This window comes from Serratia sp. BNK-33-b (assembly GCF_048684565.1).
GTDB lineage: Bacteria > Pseudomonadota > Gammaproteobacteria > Enterobacterales > Enterobacteriaceae > Serratia > Serratia marcescens.
Genome location: NZ_JBLQTZ010000001.1, coordinates 4,138,383 through 4,157,648, shown reverse-complemented (window position 1 = coordinate 4,157,648; position 19,266 = coordinate 4,138,383). Strand labels below are relative to the sequence as shown.

The 19,266-nt window shown below is 60.2% G+C and carries 14 protein-coding genes and 1 riboswitch; of the genes, 6 read left to right on the top strand and 8 right to left on the bottom strand.

What is annotated here, in order from left to right; all coding sequences use genetic code 11:
* Nucleotides 1-43: 43 nt before the first annotated feature.
* The 4 genes from thiQ to sgrR all read right to left on the bottom strand — a co-directional run bounded on the left by thiQ (nt 44) and on the right by sgrR (nt 5,179).
* Entirely contained in the window at nt 44-748 is a 705-nt protein-coding gene (gene thiQ, locus ACMGGK_RS20105) for a thiamine ABC transporter ATP-binding protein ThiQ (protein ID WP_079450076.1), read from the bottom strand.
* A complete protein-coding gene (thiP, locus tag ACMGGK_RS20100; protein ID WP_420277155.1) occupies nt 735-2,342 on the bottom strand; it encodes a thiamine/thiamine pyrophosphate ABC transporter permease ThiP in 1,608 nt (535 codons plus the stop codon). Before thiP ends, thiQ begins: the two co-directional genes overlap by 14 nt.
* Entirely contained in the window at nt 2,318-3,304 is a 987-nt protein-coding gene (gene thiB / locus ACMGGK_RS20095; RefSeq protein ID WP_049300146.1) for a thiamine ABC transporter substrate binding subunit, read from the bottom strand. Before thiB ends, thiP begins: the two co-directional genes overlap by 25 nt.
* Before the next feature lie 57 nt (nt 3,305-3,361).
* Nucleotides 3,362-3,480, bottom strand: a riboswitch (TPP riboswitch).
* A 37-nt stretch (nt 3,481-3,517) separates the two neighbouring features.
* Nucleotides 3,518-5,179: an HTH-type transcriptional regulator SgrR gene (gene sgrR / locus ACMGGK_RS20090; RefSeq protein ID WP_420277154.1), complete on the bottom strand. Its 1,662-nt coding sequence runs from the start codon at nt 5,177-5,179 to the stop codon at nt 3,518-3,520.
* Between the two features lie 90 nt (nt 5,180-5,269).
* On the opposite strand from sgrR, the gene sgrT reads away from it, so the two are divergent.
* From sgrT to ACMGGK_RS20075, 3 genes are all read left to right on the top strand, one after another.
* The gene (gene sgrT / locus ACMGGK_RS20085) at nt 5,270-5,443 is read left to right on the top strand and encodes a glucose uptake inhibitor SgrT (protein ID WP_016929104.1); all 174 of its coding nucleotides are present in this window, start codon (nt 5,270-5,272) and stop codon (nt 5,441-5,443) included.
* Nucleotides 5,444-5,601: 158 nt separating this feature from the next.
* Entirely contained in the window at nt 5,602-6,798 is a 1,197-nt protein-coding gene (locus ACMGGK_RS20080) for an MFS transporter (protein ID WP_420277153.1), read from the top strand.
* Between the two features lie 144 nt (nt 6,799-6,942).
* On the top strand, nt 6,943-8,415 hold the full coding sequence (locus ACMGGK_RS20075) for a DASS family sodium-coupled anion symporter (RefSeq protein WP_049300153.1): 1,473 nt from the start codon (nt 6,943-6,945) through the stop codon (nt 8,413-8,415).
* 37 nt (nt 8,416-8,452) lie between these two features.
* On the opposite strand, the gene leuD is transcribed toward ACMGGK_RS20075, so the two are convergent.
* From leuD to leuA, 4 genes are read right to left on the bottom strand one after another with little or no spacing between them, the layout of a single operon-like run.
* Nucleotides 8,453-9,055, bottom strand: coding sequence for a 3-isopropylmalate dehydratase small subunit (leuD, locus tag ACMGGK_RS20070; RefSeq protein ID WP_004932829.1), 603 nt, complete (start codon nt 9,053-9,055; stop codon nt 8,453-8,455).
* 9 nt (nt 9,056-9,064) lie between these two features.
* Nucleotides 9,065-10,465: a 3-isopropylmalate dehydratase large subunit gene (gene leuC, locus ACMGGK_RS20065; protein ID WP_033637093.1), complete on the bottom strand. Its 1,401-nt coding sequence runs from the start codon at nt 10,463-10,465 to the stop codon at nt 9,065-9,067.
* A gap of 1 nt (nt 10,466) precedes the next feature.
* Nucleotides 10,467-11,558: a 3-isopropylmalate dehydrogenase gene (leuB, locus tag ACMGGK_RS20060; RefSeq protein ID WP_025159635.1), complete on the bottom strand. Its 1,092-nt coding sequence runs from the start codon at nt 11,556-11,558 to the stop codon at nt 10,467-10,469.
* Between the two features lie 2 nt (nt 11,559-11,560).
* On the bottom strand, nt 11,561-13,135 hold the full coding sequence (gene leuA, locus ACMGGK_RS20055; protein ID WP_016929098.1) for a 2-isopropylmalate synthase: 1,575 nt from the start codon (nt 13,133-13,135) through the stop codon (nt 11,561-11,563).
* 874 nt (nt 13,136-14,009) lie between these two features.
* Between leuA and leuO the strand changes: the two genes are divergently transcribed.
* The 3 genes from leuO to ilvI all read left to right on the top strand — a co-directional run bounded on the left by leuO (nt 14,010) and on the right by ilvI (nt 19,266).
* Entirely contained in the window at nt 14,010-14,957 is a 948-nt protein-coding gene (gene leuO / locus ACMGGK_RS20050; RefSeq protein WP_016929097.1) for a transcriptional regulator LeuO, read from the top strand.
* A gap of 465 nt (nt 14,958-15,422) precedes the next feature.
* Nucleotides 15,423-17,231, top strand: a complete 1,809-nt coding sequence (locus ACMGGK_RS20045) for an AMP-dependent synthetase/ligase (protein WP_420277152.1) — start codon at nt 15,423-15,425, stop codon at nt 17,229-17,231.
* Nucleotides 17,232-17,547: 316 nt separating this feature from the next.
* On the top strand, nt 17,548-19,266 hold the full coding sequence (ilvI, locus tag ACMGGK_RS20040) for an acetolactate synthase 3 large subunit (RefSeq protein ID WP_049300159.1): 1,719 nt from the start codon (nt 17,548-17,550) through the stop codon (nt 19,264-19,266).

Sequence of the window (19,266 nt, the reverse complement as noted above, 5' to 3'; positions counted from 1 at the left end):
GCACAACAGGTTTATTGGCGCAGCATAAAAAACGCGCGTCAGATCACGCTTTGCCCGAAATGCCCAGCACGCGCGCTTCGGGCGCGCTGCCGTCCATCAGGGCCTGCGTCGTGCCGTCGTAATAGATGCGGCCGTCGACCACCAGCAGCGTGCGCGGCGCGATGCGTGCGGCGTCGTCGAGGTTGTGCGACACCATCAGCAGCGTCAGGTTGCGCTGTTCGCATACCGTTTGCAGCAGCTGCAGCATCTCGTTGCGCAGCGCCGGATCGAGCGCCGAGAAGGGTTCGTCGAGCAACAGGATCGGCCGTTGGCGAATCAAACAGCGCGCCAGCGCGGCGCGCTGACGCTGGCCGCCGGAAAGTTGCGACGGCAGGCGCTCCAGGTGCTCTTCCAGGCCGACCTGACGGGCGATGTGCTCCCGCTGTTGGCGCTGTTGTTCAGTCAAGCGCAGACCGGGATCCAACCCCAGCCCGATGTTCTGCGCCACCGTCAGGTGCGCGAACAGGTTGTTCTCCTGAAACAGCATCGACACCGGCCGCTTGGCCGGCGGGGTGGCGGTGTGGTCTTCGCCGTTCAGCAGCAGCCGGCCGCTGGCCGCCGGCAGAAAACCGGCGATCAGGCTCAGCAAGGTGCTTTTACCGGCGCCGCTGGGGCCGAGCACCGCGACGCGCTCGCCCGGCTGGATGCGCAGATCAAAGCGCATCGGCAGGTGTTCATACAGGTAGGTCAGTTTTTCAAGCGTCAGCATGGCGGCCCGGTAAGCGTTCAATCAGGGTAAACAACAGGAAGCACAGCAGCAGCAACAGCAGCGCGGTCACCGCCCCGTCGTTGCTGCGGTAGGCGCCAATCTGCTGATACAGGTAAAAAGGCAGGGTACGGAAATGCTCGTTGCCAAACAAGGCGACCACGCCGAAGTCGCCGATCGACAGCACGCAGGCGAAGGCCAGCGCCTGCGCCAGCGGGCGGCGCAGGGCGCGCAGCTCAATCAGCCGCAGCCGTTGCCAGCCGCGGATATCCAGCGACAGGCACAGCGGATTGTAACGTTCGGCGAGGTCGCGCATCGGGTTCTCCAACACCTTTAGCGCGTAGGGCACCGCCATCAGCGCATTGGTGAGGATCAGCAGCGCATAGGGCGACTGCGGCAACCCAATTGTATCGCTCAGCAGCAGGAAGAAGCCGGTGGCCAGCACGATGCCCGGCATCGCCAGGATCACCATGCCGCTCAGCTCCAGCGCCTGGCCGCCGTGCAGCTGCTGCCGCAGTTTCAGCTCGCGGCTGCTCCACAGCAGCATCATCGTGAGCGCCACGCACAGCAGCCCGGCGCCGAGGGCGATGCGCAGCGACGTGAACAGCGCCTGCCACAGCACCGGCTGGCGCAGCACGCTGACAATGGCCTGATTGGCGCCGTCGGCGATCACCGCCAGCAGAGGCGGCAGCAGCAGCAGCAGGGCGGCGGCGATCAGCAGAAAATCGCTGATGCGCCGCCACAGGCTGTCTTCCGGATTGCGCCAGCGCTGGGCGTGGGTATGCCCCACCGGCAATGCCTGGCTCAGGCGCTGACTGATCAACACCAGCCCGAGACAACAGCCCAGCTGGATCAGCGCCAGCATGGCGGCACGCCCCAGATCGTAGTCGTAACTCAGCGCCTGGTAGATCGCCAGTTCGATGGTGGTGGCCTGCGGCCCGCCGCCCAGCGACAGCACGGTGGCGAAGCTGGCGAAGCACAGCATGAAGATCAGCGCGCCGCTCGGCAGGATCTGGCGACGCAGCGCCGGCCATTCGACGAAACGGAACTGCTGCCAGCCGTTCATCCCCAGTTGGGCGGCCAGCTGGCGCTGCTCCACCGGAATGTTCTCCAGCGCCTGCAGCAACAGGCGGGTGGCCAGCGGCAGGTTAAAGAACAGGTGCGCCAGTAGAATGCCCTGCAGCCCGTAGGGCGAGAAGCCATACTCGACGCCCAGCCAGCCGCACAGCGTCGCCAGCCAGCCCTGGCGCCCATAGACGCTGAGCAGGCCGAACACCGCCACCAGCACCGGCAGCACCAGCGTCATGGCGCACAGCCGCAGCAGCAGCTGCCGGCCGGGGAAACGGCGGCGATAGAGCGCACGCGCCAGCAGAACGGCGGGCAGCACCGAAATCAGCGCCGACAACAGCGCCTGCCAGAAGGTGAAGCGCACCACGTGCCACAGGTAACTGTCCTGCCACAGGCCGCGCCAGTCGCTGTCCGGCGCGTGACGCCACAGTGAGCCCATCGCCAGTGCGGCGACCAGCAGGATCACGCCGGCGGCCAGCAGCCCCGGCCAGAGCCTGCGGGGGATCAGCGGCTGACGGCGGTTTGCCATGCCCGGATCCAACCGCCGCGTTGTTTGGCCACCTCTTCGGCGCTGTATTGCAGCGCGGTCTGCGGCACGTTCATCTGCTCAAAACCGACGGGCAGCGGGGTGTTGATCACCGGGTACATCCAGTTGCCGGTCGGGATGGTGTTCTGGAATGCCGGCGTCACCATGAACTGCATGAAGCGCTCGGCCAGCTCAGGCTGTTTGGCGGCTTTCAGCTTGCCCGCCACTTCCACCTGCAGGTAGTGGCCTTCGCTGAACGTGGCGGCGGCGTAAAGGTCTTTTTTCTCTTCGATCAGGTGATAGGCCGGAGACGTGGTGTAGCTGAGCACCAGGTCGCCTTCGCCTTTCAGGAACAGGCCGTAGGCCTCGCTCCAGCCTTTGGTGACGGTGACGGTCTTCTTCGCCAGCTGCTGCCAGGCGGCCGGCGCCTTGTCGCCATACACTTTTTGCATCCACAGCAGCAGGCCGAGCCCCGGCGTGCTGGTGCGCGGATCTTCGTAGATCACTTTCCAGTTGCGGTCGCCGCTGACCAGCTCCTGCAGGCTTTTCGGCGGGTTCTTCAGTTTTTCTTTGTTGTAGACGAAGGCGAAGTACCCGTAGTCGTAAGGCACGAAGGTCGCGTCCTGCCAGCCGCCCGGCACCGTCAGCTTGGCGGTGTCGACGCCGCTCGGCGCGAACAGGCCGGTTTGCTGCGCCGCCTGCAGCAGGTTGTTGTCCAGCCCCAGCACCACGTCGGCGGCGCTGTTTTTGCCTTCCATGCGCAGGCGGTTCAGCAGCGAGACGCCGTCTTCCAGCGCGACGAACTTCAGTTCACAGCCGCATTCGGCTTCGAAGGCTTTTTTCACCGCCGGACCAGGGCCCCAGTCGGCGGCAAAGGAATCGTAGGTGTAAACCGTCAGCGTCGGCTTGGCGAACGCCGGCGCGGCGCACAGCAGCAATAAGCAGGGCAGATATTTTTTGACCACGTTGCACTCCTGAAAAATAAGGGGGCAAGGGCATCTGAGGGGGCGAGGCGGCGTCGCCGGTTCGCTGGGCTCAAATCCCTCCGCCGGTATTGACCGGATCAGGTTCGACGGGTGTGCTCTCAGCGGAAAATCGGGCTTATTAGGCGGCCCGGCTCTCCGCACCCCGTTGAGACGGCGCTATTGTAAAGATTAACCGACTTGGGCGAAAGGCGCTTATGTCTCCGGCGGGGCAAACCAGGCGGACTTGAAGTCGAACCAGCCGAGGGTGTTCATCCGCACGCCGCGCATGCTGCGCTGGCCGTGCAGCTGCAGCCAGTGGTGGAACAGCGGATGCAGCTGGTGGTTGCTGACCAGACGCTGGCAGAACTCCGCCAGCGGCAAGCGGTTGGCGCGCCACAGCGCCGCGTCCTGCGCCAGATCTTCGTTCATGCAGTGCTGCATCAGCGGCAGTTCGTACAGCGTGGCGAACAGCGAAAACTCCAGCGGCAGATAGAAGTTGGCGCTGCCGAGCCACAGATCGCTGCGCGCGTCGCCCTGGTGCCAGGTGGCGTAATCCACGCTTTGCACGATCAGGCGGATGCTGTGCTGCGCCAGCAGCGGTTCAATCGCCTGGCGAATGGCGTGAAACTCCGAATGCTCATTGAAGTGGGTCATCGTCAGTTCGGTCAACCCCGCCGGTTTGGGCTGCTGCGCCAGAGCGCGGTTGTGGTGCCAGCGGGGCAGCAGGCCGTACGCCGGCGACCAGTAGCGCTGGTAGAGCGGCCCGGCGCGGCTCAGCAGCGAAATGGGGTTGATCAATTCGCACAGCCAGCTGCGAATGGCGGGGTCGGCGGCCAGCGGGGAGCGCTGATCGAACAGCAAGAAATAACAGCCCTCTTCCAGTCGGCTTTCCAGTTCGTTTTTGCCGGTTTCATCGCCCTGCAGCTGCACGCCGGAGTGCACCAGCTCTTCGGAGAACTCCGGCAGCACCCAGATGTTCACCTCGTCGATCAGCGCCCGGTAGCCGAAATAGTCGTCGAAGGCGTGGATCTTCATCTGGCTGGGAAGATTGCGCACCACGCGGTAGGGGCCGGTGCCGACCGGATGGCGGGCGAAATCCGGCAGTTCGCGCCATTCACGCGGCAGGATCATGGCCTGCACGCTGCCCAACAGCCAGGGCAGCCAGTGGTCGGGGCTGTGCAGATGCACGTCGATAATGAACGGCGTCGGCGAGGTGACGCTTTCGATATGCGAGAACAGCGGTTGCGAGGTCAGACGCGAAAGCGAGCTGATGACGTCCGCCATCTCCAGCTCGCGGCCGTGATGAAAATGGATCGCCGGGCGCAGGTAAAACCGCCAGTGCAAGGGCGTCAGCGCCTGCCAATGGTGGGACAGATCGGACTCCAGTTCCCCGTTTTCCTCATTTATGCGCGTCAGGCCGTTGAAGATCTGACGCGCCAAATGGGTCTCGGAACGCCGCAGCGCCGAGCCGGGCAGCAGATTGTACAACTGCCGATAGTAGAGCACCCGTAGGATGTGCTTCCCCTGGCGGAAGCTGCGCCCCAGCTGCGACAGCAGCATCTGGCGCACCACGTTTTTGTCGCCCACCAGTTGCACCAGCTGATCGATGCGATCCTGTTCCAGCAACTCCTCGGCCCGCTGTTGCTGCAGCGCCAGGCCGGTGTAGTGGAAGGTTAGCCGCGAACGCTTGCCGCGCCCCGACTCCGCCTGCCAGGTGAGCCAGCCTTCCCGCTGCATGGCGCTCAGCAGGGAACGCACGTGGCGCCGCGAGCAGCTGAGCACCTCCGCCAGATCCTGCAGCGTGGTGTCGGTGGTTTCACCGTGGCAGCGCTGCCACAGGCGGATGAACTGCTGCTGCAATCTGGACGTGGACATAAAAGAGGAACACTCCCGCTTCAACTCGTCAATTTTTCTTTCCCTATATTACGCCGATAATTTTCATCAATGAAAGGGGAGGACGTAATCATGAAAGCTTTCTTATCCAAACCGTTCTATCAGCGCTATTTCCGCGCGGTGCGCCGCCAGCGCGCCGACTGGCTGAGCCTGGTGCCCGAACAGGCACGGCTGGCGATGCTGGCGCACCTGACGCAATGGGACATTAAAGAGATGACCGATAAGCAGTATCGCGAGCACCTGTAGGGGCTGCGGCAACAAGTTTCTGAGTAATGGTGCTGTTTCACCAGCCAGTGGGGCGACCCACTGGTTTTTTTATGCGCGGTCATGGCGATGCGCTTGCTTTTTCCTCGCCGTGGCCTAAGGTTCTCTCTTCTGTCTGCTTTGAGGTCAGGGAAGACAATATGCAACGCCTGAGCCGGTTGTCACTGCGCATTAACCCCATCTTCGCCGCCTTCCTGCTGATCGCTTTTCTCTCCGGCATCGCCGGCGCGTTGCTGACGCCGACGCTCAGTCTGTTTCTGACCACCGAAGTCAAAGTGCGGCCGCTGTGGGTCGGGCTGTTTTACACCGCCAACGCGGTGGCCGGCATCGTGGTCAGCTTCTTGCTGGCCAAACGTTCCGACACCTGCGGCGATCGGCGCAGGTTGATCCTGCTGTGCTGCCTGATGGCGGTCGGCAACTGCCTGCTGTTCGCCTTTAACCGCGACTACCTGACGCTGATCACCGCCGGGGTGCTGATGTCCGCCGTTGCCAACACCGCCATGCCGCAGATTTTCGCGTTGGCGCGGGAATACGCCGACAGCGAGGCGCGTGAAGTGGTGATGTTCAGCTCGGTGATGCGCGCCCAGCTTTCGCTGGCGTGGGTGATCGGCCCGCCGCTGTCGTTTGCGCTGGCGCTGAACTACGGGTTCACCGTGATGTTCCTGATCGCCGCCGCCACCTTCGCGGTTTGCGTGCTGCTGGTGGGATTTATGCTGCCTTCGGTGCCGCGTGCGGCGGAGAATGGGGGGCTGCAAGGCGGGATGTCTGCGCCGATCGCGCCCGCCAGCGCCTGGCGCAATCGCGATGTGCGGCTGCTGTTCATCGCTTCGATGCTGATGTGGACCTGCAATACCTTGTATATCATCGATATGCCGCTGTATATCACCGCCGATCTCGGGTTGCCGGAAGGGCTGGCCGGGGTGCTGATGGGCACTGCCGCCGGGTTGGAAATCCCGGCAATGCTGCTGGCCGGTTATTACGTCAAACGCTTCGGCAAGCGCAACATGATGCTGCTGGCGGTGGCGGCGGGCGTGCTGTTTTATCTCGGGCTGACGGTGTTGGCGACCAAGCCGGCCCTGATCGCGCTGCAACTGCTTAACGCGGTGTTTATCGGCATCGTCGCCGGTATCGGCATGCTCTATTTTCAGGATTTGATGCCGGGCCGGCCGGGCGCCGCCACCACGCTGTTCACCAACAGCATCTCTACCGGGGTGATCCTGGCCGGGGTGCTGCAGGGCGCGCTGGTGGAGAATTTCGGTCATGGTTCGGTGTATTGGATGGCGGCGCTGCTGGCGCTGGCGGCGCTCGGGATGAGCGCCAAAGTGCGTGAAGTGTGAGGTTAAACGACGGCATTCTTGATGCAAGTCATTGAGAAGGCTAAGCCGGACGCTCAAGCTGAAGGCATATGGCGCGCGATCGCTGCGCCCACGCCCATCTCGCTATTGAGATGCCGCCCTGTCGTTTAGAACAGTGGGAACGTTATGGATAAACTCACACCGCTCAAACCGCTTCCTTCCCTGTGCGCCCTTGGCGCCACGCTGATTATCTGGTTCCTCATTCCCGTGCCGGAGGGCGTTGCGCCCAACGCCTGGCAACTGCTGGCGCTGTTTATCGGCACCATCATCGCCATCATCGGCAAGGCGATGCCGATCGGCGCGGTTTCGGTGATCGCCATCGCTCTGGTGGCGGTGACCGGCGTCACCAATCCGGGCAAGCCGGGCGCCGCGCTGGACGATGCGCTCAGCGGCTTCTCCAACCAGCTGATCTGGCTGATCGGCTTTTCGATCATGATTTCCCTCAGCCTGAACAAAACCGGGCTGGGCGCGCGCATCGGCTATTACTTTATTTCGCTGTTCGGCAAGAAGACGCTGGGCATCGCTTACGCGCTGACGCTGGCGGAAACCACGCTGGCGCCGGTGACGCCGAGCAACACCGCGCGCGGCGGCGGCATCATTCACCCGATCATGAAGTCGATCGCCGACAGCTTCGGTTCCAAACCCGAGCTCAATACCTCCGGCAAAATCGGCCGCTACCTGTCGTTGGTAAACTACAACATCAACCCGATCACCTCGGCGATGTTTATCACCGCCACCGCGCCTAACCCGTTGATCGTCAGCCTGATCGCCAAAGGCACCCATGGCAGCTTCGAGCTGTCCTGGTCGATGTGGGCGATTGCCGCCCTGGTGCCGGGGCTGTGTTCGCTGCTCGTGATGCCGCTGGTCATCTACCTGCTGTATCCGCCGGAGGTGAAAAGCACCCCGGACGCGCCGCGCTTCGCGCGCGAAAAACTGCAGGCGTTGGGGCCGGTGACGCTGCCGGAAAAAATTACCCTCGGGGTGTTCGCGCTGTTGCTGATACTGTGGGCCGGCATTCCGGCGATGATTTTCGGCCCGGCGCTGGCGGTCAATCCCACCACCGCGGCGCTGATCGGCCTGGCGGTGTTGCTGGCCACTGGCGTGCTGAGCTGGGAGGATGTGCTGAAGCATAAAGGGGCCTGGGACACCGTGGTGTGGTTCTCGGCGCTGGTGATGATGGCCAGTTTCCTCGGCAAGCTGGGGCTGATCGGCTGGCTGTCGCAGACCGTGGGCAACGGCATTGACCATATGGGTATGAGCTGGGTGGGCGGTACGATCTTGCTGACTCTCATCTACTTGTATTCGCACTATTTCTTCGCCAGCACCACCGCGCACGTGACGGCGATGTTCGCCGCCTTCTTCGCCGCCGGCATCGCGCTTGGCGCGCCACCGGCGCTGCTGGGCCTGATCCTGGCGTTCTCTTCTTCGCTGATGATGTCGCTGACGCATTACGGCACCGGCACCGCGCCGATCATCTTTGGCTCCGGCTATGTGACGCTGGGAGAATGGTGGAAAGCGGGATGGGTGATGAGTGTGGTTAACCTGCTGATCTGGATGCTGATCGGCGGGGCGTGGTGGAAGCTGCTGGGCTACTGGTGAGGAAAAAATTCACCCGCCGGGCGGCGGGTGAAGGGGATTAATTCAGAAATGCCGGCTGCTGCGCTTCGTAGCGGGAGATGTCCGCTTCGTGCTGCAGCGTCAGGCCGATGCTGTCCAGCCCGTTGATCATGCAGTGGCGGCGGAAGCTGTCGATTTCGAACGGATAGCTTTTGCCGCCGGCGTTGACCGTCTGGTTCTCCAGATCCACCACGAACTCCGTCCCTTCGTTGGCGTCTACCAGTTTGAACAGCTCATCCACCTGCTGCTCGCTCAGCGTTACCGGCAACAGCTGGTTGTTAAATGAGTTGCCGTAGAAGATATCGGCGAAGCTCGGCGCGATCACCACTTTGAACCCGTAGTCGGTCAGCGCCCAAGGGGCGTGTTCGCGCGAGGAGCCGCAGCCGAAGTTCTCCCGCGCCAACAGGATGCTGGCGCCTTTATAGCGCGGTTTGTTCAGCACGAACGCCGGGTTCGGTTGCTGGCCGGCATCGTCGAGGAAGCGCCAGTCGTTGAACAGGTGCTGGCCGAAACCGGTGCGGGTGACCTTCTGTAAAAACTGTTTGGGAATAATGGCGTCGGTGTCGACGTTGGCCGCATCCAAAGGCACCACTAAGCCGGTATGTTGAGTAAATTTAGCCACGTTAGCCCCTTAGTGAATATCACGGATGTCGGCGAAGTGACCGGCGACGGCGGCCGCGGCGGCCATCGCCGGGCTGACCAGGTGGGTGCGCCCGCCGCGGCCCTGACGCCCTTCGAAGTTACGGTTGCTGGTGGACGCGCAGCGCTCGCCTGGATTCAGACGGTCGTTGTTCATCGCCAGACACATTGAGCAACCCGGCAAACGCCATTCGAAACCGGCTTCGATAAAGATTTTGTCCAACCCTTCGGCTTCCGCCTGGGCCTTCACCGGGCCGGAGCCCGGCACCACGATGGCCTGCACGCCGCTGGCGACCTTGCGCCCTTTGGCGATAGCTGCCGCCGCGCGCAGATCTTCGATGCGTGAGTTGGTGCAGGAGCCGATGAACACTTTGTCGATCGGCACGTCGGTCAATTTGATGCCCGGCTTCAAATCCATGTAGGCCAGCGCTTTCTCGGCGGAGGCGCGCTCGACCGGATCGCTGAACGATTCCGGCGCCGGGATCGCCTGATTGACGGCGATCACTTGGCCGGGATTGGTGCCCCAGGTGACCTGTGGCGCGATCTCTTCGGCGCGCAGCGTCACCACGGTATCGAACTGGGCGTCGGCGTCGGACTTCAGCGTGCGCCAATAGGCGACCGCCTGCTCCCAGTTTTCGCCGGTTGGCGCAAACTGACGCCCCTTCAGGTAGGCGAAGGTGGTGTCATCCGGTGCGACCAGCCCGGCCTTGGCGCCCATTTCGATCGCCATGTTGCACAGGGTCATGCGGCCTTCCATGCTCAATGCCTCGATCGCCTTGCCGCAGAACTCCACCACGTGGCCGGTGCCGCCGGCGCTGCCGGTTTTGCCGATCACCGCCAGCACGATGTCTTTGGCGGTGATGCCCTCGGCGGCGTCGCCGGTGACTTCAATCTTCATGGTCTTGGCGCGGCCCTGTTTCAGGGTCTGGGTCGCCAGCACGTGTTCCACTTCGGAAGTGCCGATGCCGAACGCCAGCGAGCCGAAAGCGCCGTGGGTGGCGGTGTGCGAGTCGCCGCAGACGATGGTCATGCCCGGCAGCGTCATGCCTTGCTCAGGCCCGATCACGTGCACGATGCCCTGGAACGGGTGATTCAGGTCATACAGCGAAACGCCGAATTCCGCGCAGTTCTTGATCAACTCCTGCATCTGGATGCGCGCCATTTCGCCGCTGGCGTTGATGTCTTTGGTTTGGGTCGACACGTTGTGATCCATGGTGGCGAAGGTTTTGCCGGGCTGGCGCACCTTGCGGCCCATGGCGCGCAGGCCGTCGAATGCCTGCGGCGAGGTGACTTCGTGCACCAGGTGACGGTCGATATACAGCAACGGCGTTTCGTTCGGCGCTTCGTGCACCACGTGGGCGTCGTACAGCTTCTGGTATAAGGTCTTGGCCATGTTATGCCCCCTGAGCTACAAAGCGGGCGATGATGTCGCCCATTTCATCGGTGCTGACGGCTTTGCCGTCACCGGCCAGATCGGCGGTGCGGTAGCCCTGTTCCAGCGCCTGGTTGATGGCGCGCTCCACGGCGTCGGCCGCTTCATCGGCGCCCAGGCTGTAACGCAGCAGCAGGGTGGCGGACAGGATCTGCGCAATCGGGTTGGCGATGCCTTTGCCTGCAATATCCGGCGCGGAACCGCCCGCCGGTTCGTACAGGCCGAAGCCTTGCTCATTCAGGCTGGCGGACGGCAGCATGCCCATCGAGCCGGTGATCATCGCGCACTCGTCGGACAGAATGTCGCCGAACAGATTGGAGCACAGCAGCACGTCGAACTGGGACGGATCCTTGATCAACTGCATGGTGGCGTTGTCGATATACATGTGCGACAGCGACACGTCCGGGTAATCCTTGGCGACCTGATTGACCACTTCACGCCACAGGATGGAGCTTTGCAGCACGTTGGCCTTGTCGATCGACGTCACTTTGTGGCGGCGCTTGCGGGCGGATTCGAAGGCGATGCGCGCGATGCGTTCAATCTCGAAACGGTGATACACCTCGGTATCGAAGGCGCGTTCCTGCATGCCCTGGCCTTCGCGGCCCTTCGGCTGGCCAAAATAGATGCCGCCGGTCAATTCGCGCACGCACAGAATGTCGAAGCCGCGGGCGGCGATGTCGGCGCGCAGCGGGCAGAATGCCTCCAACCCTTGATACAGGCGCGCCGGGCGCAGGTTGCTGAACAGTTTGAAGTGCTTGCGCAGCGGCAACAGCGCGCCGCGTTCCGGCTGCTCGGCCGGCGGCAGGTGTTCCCATTTCGGGCCGCCCACCGAGCCGAACAGGATGGCGTCGGCCTGCTCGCAGCCGGCGACGGTCGCCGCCGGCAGCGGGCTGCCGTGGCGATCGATGGCGATGCCGCCGACGTCGTACTCGGCGGTGGTGATGCGAATGTCAAAGCGTTGACGCACCGCGTCCAACACTTTGCGCGCCTGAGCCATTACTTCCGGGCCGATGCCGTCTCCGGGCAAGACGGCAATGTGATAAGTCTTCGTCATGTTCACACCGTTTCCTGATTATTTTGATGTTTGTTTTGCTGCAGGCGCTGCTTTTCTTTTTCTACCTGCTGTGAGCGCCAAATATTGTTCAACACGTGCACCATCGCCTTGGCGGAGGATTCGACGATGTCGGTCGCCAGACCCACGCCGTGGAAGCGGCGGCCGTTGTAAGAGACCACGATATCCACCTGGCCCAGCGCGTCGCGGCCATGGCCCTTGGCGGTCAACTGGTACTTCACCAGCTCGATCGGGTAGTCGGTGATGCGATTTATCGCCTGATAGACCGCATCGACCGGGCCGTTGCCGGTGGCGGCTTCGGCTTTCTCTTCGCCGCCGCAGATCAGTTTCACCGAGGCGGTGGCCATGATGCTGCTGCCGGACTGCACGCTGAAGTAACCCAGGCTGAAGTGCTCCGGCTCTTCCTGCTGTTTGTTGATGAAGGCCAGCGCCTCCAGATCGTAGTCGAATACCTGGCCCTTTTTGTCGGCCAGCTTCAGGAAGGCGGCGTACAGGCTATCCAGGTTGTAATCCTGTTCCTGGTAGCCCATCTCTTCCATGCGGTGTTTCACCGCCGCGCGGCCGGAGCGGGAGGTCAGGTTCAACTGCACGTCTTTCAGGCCGATCGACTGCGGGGTCATGATTTCGTAGTTTTCGCGGTTCTTCAGCACGCCGTCCTGGTGAATGCCGGAGGAGTGGGCGAAGGCATTGGAGCCGACGATCGCCTTGTTGGCCGGGATCGGCATGTTGCACAGCTGGCTGACGATCTGGCTGGTGCGGAAGATTTCCTGGTGATTGATGTTGGTGTGCACGTTCATGATGTCCTGGCGCACTTTAATCGCCATGATTACTTCTTCCAGCGAACAGTTGCCGGCGCGTTCACCAATGCCGTTCAGGGTGCCTTCCACCTGGCGGGCGCCGGCCTGCACCGCGGCGATGGAGTTGCCGACCGCCATGCCCAAATCGTCGTGGCAGTGCACGGAGATGATGGCTTTGTCGATGTTCGGCACGCGGTCATACAGGGTAGTGATGATGCCGCCGAACTGGTTTGGCGTGGTGTAGCCGACGGTGTCCGGGATATTGATGGTGGTGGCGCCGGCGTTGATGGCGGCTTCAACCACGCGACACAGATTGTCGATCGGCGTGCGGCCGGCGTCTTCACAGGAGAACTCCACGTCGTCGGTGTAGTTGCGGGCGCGTTTTACCGAGCGCACCGCCATCTCCAGCACTTCGTCGAACGAGCGCTTCAGCTTCGATTCGATGTGCAGGGTCGAGGTGGCCAGGAATACGTGGATGCGGAACGCTTCGGCGACGCGCAGCGCTTCGGCGGCCACGTCAATGTCTTTGTCCACGCAGCGGGCCAGGCCGCAGACGCGGCTGTTCTTGATCTGGCGCGCGATGGTTTGCACCGACTCGAAGTCGCCCGGCGAAGAGACCGGGAAGCCGACTTCCATCACGTCAACGCCCATTCTTTCCAGCGCCAGCGCAATCTGAATCTTCTCTTTTACGCTCAGGCTGGCCTGCAGCGCCTGCTCGCCATCACGCAGCGTGGTATCGAAAATAATGACTTGTTGGCTCATCGGTGCATTCCTTATCGTGTTGATTTCACGCTAAGCGGGCAAAAAAAAACCCGCGCAGTAGCGCGGGTTTCTTATGGGTGATCGGCTGAGTCAGCTCCGAACTTCGTCCATAGGCATACCGCGCAAACAAGATGCGTTAAGTAGTAGGCCTAGTAGACGGTGAGTACGGATCATAAGGGTTCAGCTTCTCTTAAATTGGGTGTCTGCCTAATTTGATACGTGATTGGCCTGGCGATGTCAACACCTGATTGAATGCGGGGACAATGCATCAGCCCATTAGCTAAACAGAGGATCATTCGGCAAAAAAACGACGCCTTAGAGAAAAAAATGGGATCAGTTTGCGTGCTGCTTAGCATAAACGAATCGAATATATACTGCGCTAATTGCTTCTGGATTTCGTTGCGTTAAGATTTGTGATGAAAAAAACAAGAGGGATTAATCACGGGGAGCAATGAAATAACATTTTCAATACAAATGGTTTAAATTGAACTCATATGAATAATTGATTGTTTTAGTCATAATATAACAAAATAATGCGTTTTTACACAAAGTGAGCGGTGTTTTTAGATGGTTTGATTGCTTATGATGTGTTTTTATAGTTTGTCTCATACAGTGCGGCGACGTTGTTCAATTGTATTAATCATTGTTGATACCTAATTATTAGTACTACCCAGGTGGCATTCTTCTCGCTGACGGGGGATGCTGCTGACATGTATTCCATATACGACTTATATCGTGTCGATAACACGAGGTTTTTTATCGGTTGATGACAGTAATGGCAGAATTTGTCGTGCAAAGATAAGACAATGCGGCGTTTCATTGTTTGTCGAGCATAAGGATTAGATTATCTACACAGGATTTAGTGGAGTGAAATATGGCTGAATATGATTCAGAAATCGCCATGGTCAAAGAGCCGGCGGACATTCATTTGCGCAGCGTCGATCTTAATTTACTGACGGTGTTTGACGCCGTGATGCAAATGCAAAATATTACGCGAGCCGCTAATTCGTTAGGGATGTCGCAGCCGGCGGTGAGCAATGCGGTAGCGCGCCTGAAGGTGATGTTCAACGACGAACTGTTCGTGCGCTGCGGGCGCGGGATCCAGCCCACCATGCGGGCCAGGCAGCTGTTCGGGCCGGTGCGGCAAGCGCTGCAGCTGGTGCAGAATGAGTTGCCGGGATCTGAGTTTGAGCCGCTGACCAGCACGCGAGCGTTCTCCCTGTCGCTGTGCAGCCCGCTCGATTTGCGTCTGGGCGCCGGGATAATTAATCACGTCAAACAGATAGCGCCGCAGCTTAACCTGCAAATAAAGTCATACATTAACAATAATATTGAACATCAATTGCGTTATCAGGACGTCGAGTTTGTCATCGGCTACAGCCGTTTCGAGTCGGCGGAGTTTCGCAGCCTGGCGATGTTCGACGACGAATTAGTGCTGGCGGTTGCGCAGGCGCACCCGAGAATAGGCGAGGAGGTGACGCCGGAGCACATGCTGGCCGAGCAGCATGCTGCGGTTTCCCTGGAAAGTTTTGGATCGTTCAGTAAACCTTTTTATTCAGACGAGCCGATGCTGCGTGCCGTGACGCAGCAGTGCACGGATCTTTACAGCGTGTTGAATATGGTGTCGCAAACGGAAATGGTGGCGATTGCGCCCGCCTGGTTGGTGCGACAGCTGACGGAGGCGTTGAAAATAAAGGCGGTTCCTTTATGTGGCAACGATAATAAAGCCACCTGCTACCTATCCTGGCATGAATCTTCAGAGCGGGATAAAGGCCACCAGTGGATGAAATCTGTCCTGATTGAGGCGGGTAACCCAAAGTAAAGCGATAAAGATGGGAGCCATATAAAGATAATATTCAACTGAGCGTTTTTTTCTCATGATAAAAACTAAGAACTATCTGTGTTTTTATTAAGATATTTCTTGGTTTTGCGGCGATAGAATAACTTATTATTAGGGTAAATTTGTTCATTTAGCGAAAACAATTAATATAAATTAATATTCTGATTTTTACTTTCCAGTTGGGATTTTAAACTAACTCGATGTGGCGGCCCGAACGGGCCGCGTTTTATGGCCGCCATCAAACCTTTTCCTTCCCATTCTGTCCAACCCATGAAAGCGCGAAAGCCAGCTTGAGTTTTAGCTCACACTTCTACGCTGAAATCGCTTTTCCCCCTGCCTGAGAGTAGGTAGACTGCGCGGAAAAAAGTAAACACGTGTAAGCTGAGATGAGGGCCGCAAGGCGTCGTTCAGGCTTAACGGTATGATTCATTTCAGGCTTAGAGCACTATGATCACTAATCTGCTGCAATACCATTTGATCCATCGTATACAGCATCAAATCACCCACCGAGCCGATCGCACAGCATTTCGCCAATGGTCGCCCAACGGCGAGTTTCAACTGACCTGGGGAGCGGCGGCTGCCCGCATTGATCGCATTGCCGCCGGGCTGCTGGCGCTGGGCGCCGAAGTGCAAGAATGTATCGGTATCTTCGCCAATAACACGATGGCCTGGTCGTTGACCGATCTCGCGATCCTGCACCTGCGTGGCGTCAGCGTACCGCTCTATTCCACCAATACGCCGGCGCAGGCGGCCTTCGTCATCAATGACGCTGACATTCGCATCCTGTTCGTCGGCGAACAGGCGCAGTTGGACGCCGCCATCGCGCTGCGCGGCGTCTGTCCGCAACTGCGTCATATTATCGTGTTCGACGAGGATGCCGATCTGCGCGATTGCGAGATAGCCCAACACCTGAGCGCCTTCGAGCATGCCGTCGATCCGGCGGCTTTTATCGCTCAACGTCGGCAGCGCATTGAAGAGTGCGACCTGCAGGATCTCTTCACCCTGATCTATACCTCGGGCACCACCGGCGAGCCGAAAGGGGTGATGCTGGATTATCGCAACCTGGCGGCACAGCTCTACCTGCATGATGAGAGACTGACGGTCGGCGAAGAGGATGTGTCGCTCAGTTTCCTGCCGCTGTCGCACGTGTTCGAGCGTGCCTGGAGCTTCTTTGTCATGCATTCCGGCGCGCAGAACGTTTTCCTGCCGAACACCGACTGGGTTCGGGAAGCGATGGGGCAGGTGCGGCCGACGTTAATGTGCGCGGTGCCGCGTTTCTACGAGAAGATTTTCAGCGCGGTGCATGAAAAAGTGGCGCGTGCCCCTTGGCTGCGCCGCGCGCTGTTCCACTGGGCGATCGTCTGCGGGGAGCGCAAGTTCCTGCAAGAGCGGGCCGGCAAACCGTTGGGCAAACTGTTCGAATTCTCTCACCGCTGGGCCGACAAGCTGGTATTGAGCAAGCTGCGCGGTATCCTCGGCGGCCGGGTGCGCTTCCTGCCGGCGGCGGGCGCCAAGCTGGATGACAATGTGATCCTGTTTTTCCAGGCGATGGGCGTCAACATCAAGTACGGCTATGGCATGACCGAAACCTGTGCGACCGTGTCCTGCTGGGAAGAAGGGCATTTCCGCTTCGGCTCTATCGGCAAACCGCTGCCGGAGGTCGAGGTGCGCATCGGTGAAGAAAATGAAATCCAGGTGCGCGGGCCGATCGTGATGCGCGGCTATTTCAACAAACCGTTGGAAACCGCCGCGACCTTTACCGCAGACGGCTGGCTGAAAACCGGCGACGCCGGGGCGATCGATGAAGAGGGCAATCTGTTCATCACCGAGCGCCTTAAGGATTTGATGAAAACCTCTGGCGGCAAATACATCGCGCCGCAGATGCTGGAAGGCACGTTGGCGCAGGACCGCTTTATCGAGCAGGTGGCGATCATCGCCGATGCGCGCAAGTTCGTTTCCGCGCTGATCGTGCCGTGCTTTGAGTCGCTGGAAGAGTACGCGAAGTCAGTCAACCTGAAGTATCAGGATCGCCTGGAGCTGCTGCGCAACGGCGAGATCCTCGCGATGTTCGAAAAGCGCCTGCGCGAGATGCAAAAGGAGCTGGCGCGCTTCGAACAGGTGAAGAAGTTCACTCTGCTGCCGGCGGCTTTTTCCATGGAGTTGGGGGAGCTGACGCCAACCCTGAAGCTGCGCCGCAAAGTGATCCTGCAGCGCTATCAGCGCGAAATCGACTCGATGTACCGGGAACAGGCCTGACGCCGCCGCCGGGCCACGTGCCCGGCGAAAAAAGCGGCATATCCTTCACCTGATTTAGTTCTGTAATTTTCCTCCTGTTCGAAACAATGCCTAGCCCAACAACCCTGAGGCTAGCGCATTGTTTTTATAAAGCTGCGATCTCCAGCCGCTTGGCAATAACCCCGCCGCCGTTAAGCCATTTTGCCGTTTGCCTGCCCCATATTCTGACGTTATGTTAATTCGATAGCGACAACCCATAAAAATTTAGGGGCATTGCCCCGCAGCAGGCGCTACGTTCCGGCGCCAGAGAAGAATAAGCAAGCCTGGAGGCAAACCCATGGAGATGTTGTCAGGAGCCGAGATGGTCGTCCGATCGTTGATCGATCAGGGCGTTAAACATGTATTCGGCTACCCCGGCGGGGCGGTGCTCGATATCTACGACGCCCTGCATACGGTCGGAGGGATCGATCATATTCTGGTGCGCCACGAGCAAGGGGCTGTGCACATGGCCGACGGTTACGCGCGCGCCACCGGCGAAGTGGGCGTGGTGCTGGTGACCTCCGGCCCCGGCGCCACCAACGCCATTACCGGCATCGCCACCGCCTATATGGACTCGATACCGATGGTGGTGCTGTCGGGGCAGGTGCCCAGCTCGCTGATCGGCTACGACGCCTTCCAGGAGTGCGATATGGTGGGGATTTCTCGGCCGGTGGTGAAGCACAGCTTCCTGGTGAAACGTACCGAAGACATCCCGGCGGTGTTGAAGAAGGCCTTTTACCTGGCTTCCAGCGGCCGCCCCGGCCCGGTGGTGATCGATCTGCCGAAAGACATCGTCGGCCCGGCGGTGCGGATGCCTTATTCCTACCCGCAGGACGTGAGCATGCGTTCTTATAACCCGACGGTGCAGGGCCATCGCGGGCAAATCAAACGCGCGTTGCAAACCATCCTGGCGGCCAAGAAGCCGGTGATGTATGTCGGCGGCGGCGCGATCAACGCCGGTTGCGAAGCCGAACTGCTGGCGTTGGCGGAGCAGCTGAACCTGCCGGTGACCAGCAGCCTGATGGGACTGGGCGCTTTCCCCGGCACCCATCGCCAGAGTGTCGGCATGCTCGGCATGCACGGCACTTATGAAGCCAACAAAACCATGCACCATGCCGACGTGATCTTCGCCGTCGGCGTACGTTTCGACGATCGCACGACCAACAATCTGGCCAAATACTGCCCGGATGCCACCGTGCTGCATATCGATATCGATCCGACCTCGATCTCCAAAACGGTGGATGCCGATATTCCGATCGTCGGCGATGCCAAACAGGTGTTGGTGCAGATGCTGGAGCTGTTGGCGCAGGATGACAAGGCGCAGGATCACGATGCGTTGCGCGATTGGTGGCAGTCTATTGAACAGTGGCGCGCCCGCGACTGTTTGGGGTACGACAAAAACAGCGGCACCATCAAGCCGCAGGCGGTGATCGAAACCCTGCATCGCCTGACCAAAGGCGACGCCTATGTGACCTCCGACGTGGGGCAGCACCAGATGTTCGCCGCGCTCTATTACCCGTTCGACAAACCGCGCCGTTGGATCAACTCCGGCGGCCTCGGCACCATGGGCTTTGGCCTGCCGGCGGCATTGGGCGTCAAGCTGGCGCTGCCGGAGGAAACCGTGGTGTGCGTCACCGGCGACGGCAGCATCCAGATGAACATTCAGGAGCTGTCCACCGCGCTGCAATATAACCTGCCGGTGGTGGTGGTGAACCTCAACAACCGTTATCTGGGCATGGTCAAGCAGTGGCAGGACATGATTTATTCCGGCCGCCACTCGCAGTCTTACATGGATTCGCTGCCGGACTTTGTCAAGCTGGCCGAGGCTTACGGCCATGTCGGCATCGCCATCCGCACGCCGGATGAGCTGGAAAGCAAGCTGGCGCAGGCGCTGGCGGAAAAAGAGCGGCTGGTGTTCGTCGACGTGACCGTCGATGAAACCGAACATGTTTACCCGATGCAGATCCGCGGCGGAAGCATGGACGAAATGTGGCTTAGCAAAACGGAGAGGACCTGA

Bases quoted from the DNA above. Each gene is read 5' to 3' on its own strand.
- thiQ (WP_079450076.1), bottom strand. From the start codon at position 748: ATGCTGACGCTTGAAAAACTGACCTACCTGTATGAACACCTGCCGATG.
- thiP (WP_420277155.1), bottom strand. From the start codon at position 2,342: ATGGCAAACCGCCGTCAGCCGCTGATCCCCCGCAGGCTCTGGCCGGGG.
- sgrR (WP_420277154.1), bottom strand. From the start codon at position 5,179: ATGTCCACGTCCAGATTGCAGCAGCAGTTCATCCGCCTGTGGCAGCGC.
- sgrT (WP_016929104.1), top strand. From the start codon at position 5,270: ATGAAAGCTTTCTTATCCAAACCGTTCTATCAGCGCTATTTCCGCGCG.
- ACMGGK_RS20080 (WP_420277153.1), top strand. From the start codon at position 5,602: ATGCAACGCCTGAGCCGGTTGTCACTGCGCATTAACCCCATCTTCGCC.
- ACMGGK_RS20075 (WP_049300153.1), top strand. From the start codon at position 6,943: ATGGATAAACTCACACCGCTCAAACCGCTTCCTTCCCTGTGCGCCCTT.
- leuC (WP_033637093.1), bottom strand. From the start codon at position 10,465: ATGGCCAAGACCTTATACCAGAAGCTGTACGACGCCCACGTGGTGCAC.
- leuB (WP_025159635.1), bottom strand. From the start codon at position 11,558: ATGACGAAGACTTATCACATTGCCGTCTTGCCCGGAGACGGCATCGGC.
- leuA (WP_016929098.1), bottom strand. From the start codon at position 13,135: ATGAGCCAACAAGTCATTATTTTCGATACCACGCTGCGTGATGGCGAG.
- leuO (WP_016929097.1), top strand. From the start codon at position 14,010: ATGGCTGAATATGATTCAGAAATCGCCATGGTCAAAGAGCCGGCGGAC.
- ACMGGK_RS20045 (WP_420277152.1), top strand. From the start codon at position 15,423: ATGATCACTAATCTGCTGCAATACCATTTGATCCATCGTATACAGCAT.
- ilvI (WP_049300159.1), top strand. From the start codon at position 17,548: ATGGAGATGTTGTCAGGAGCCGAGATGGTCGTCCGATCGTTGATCGAT.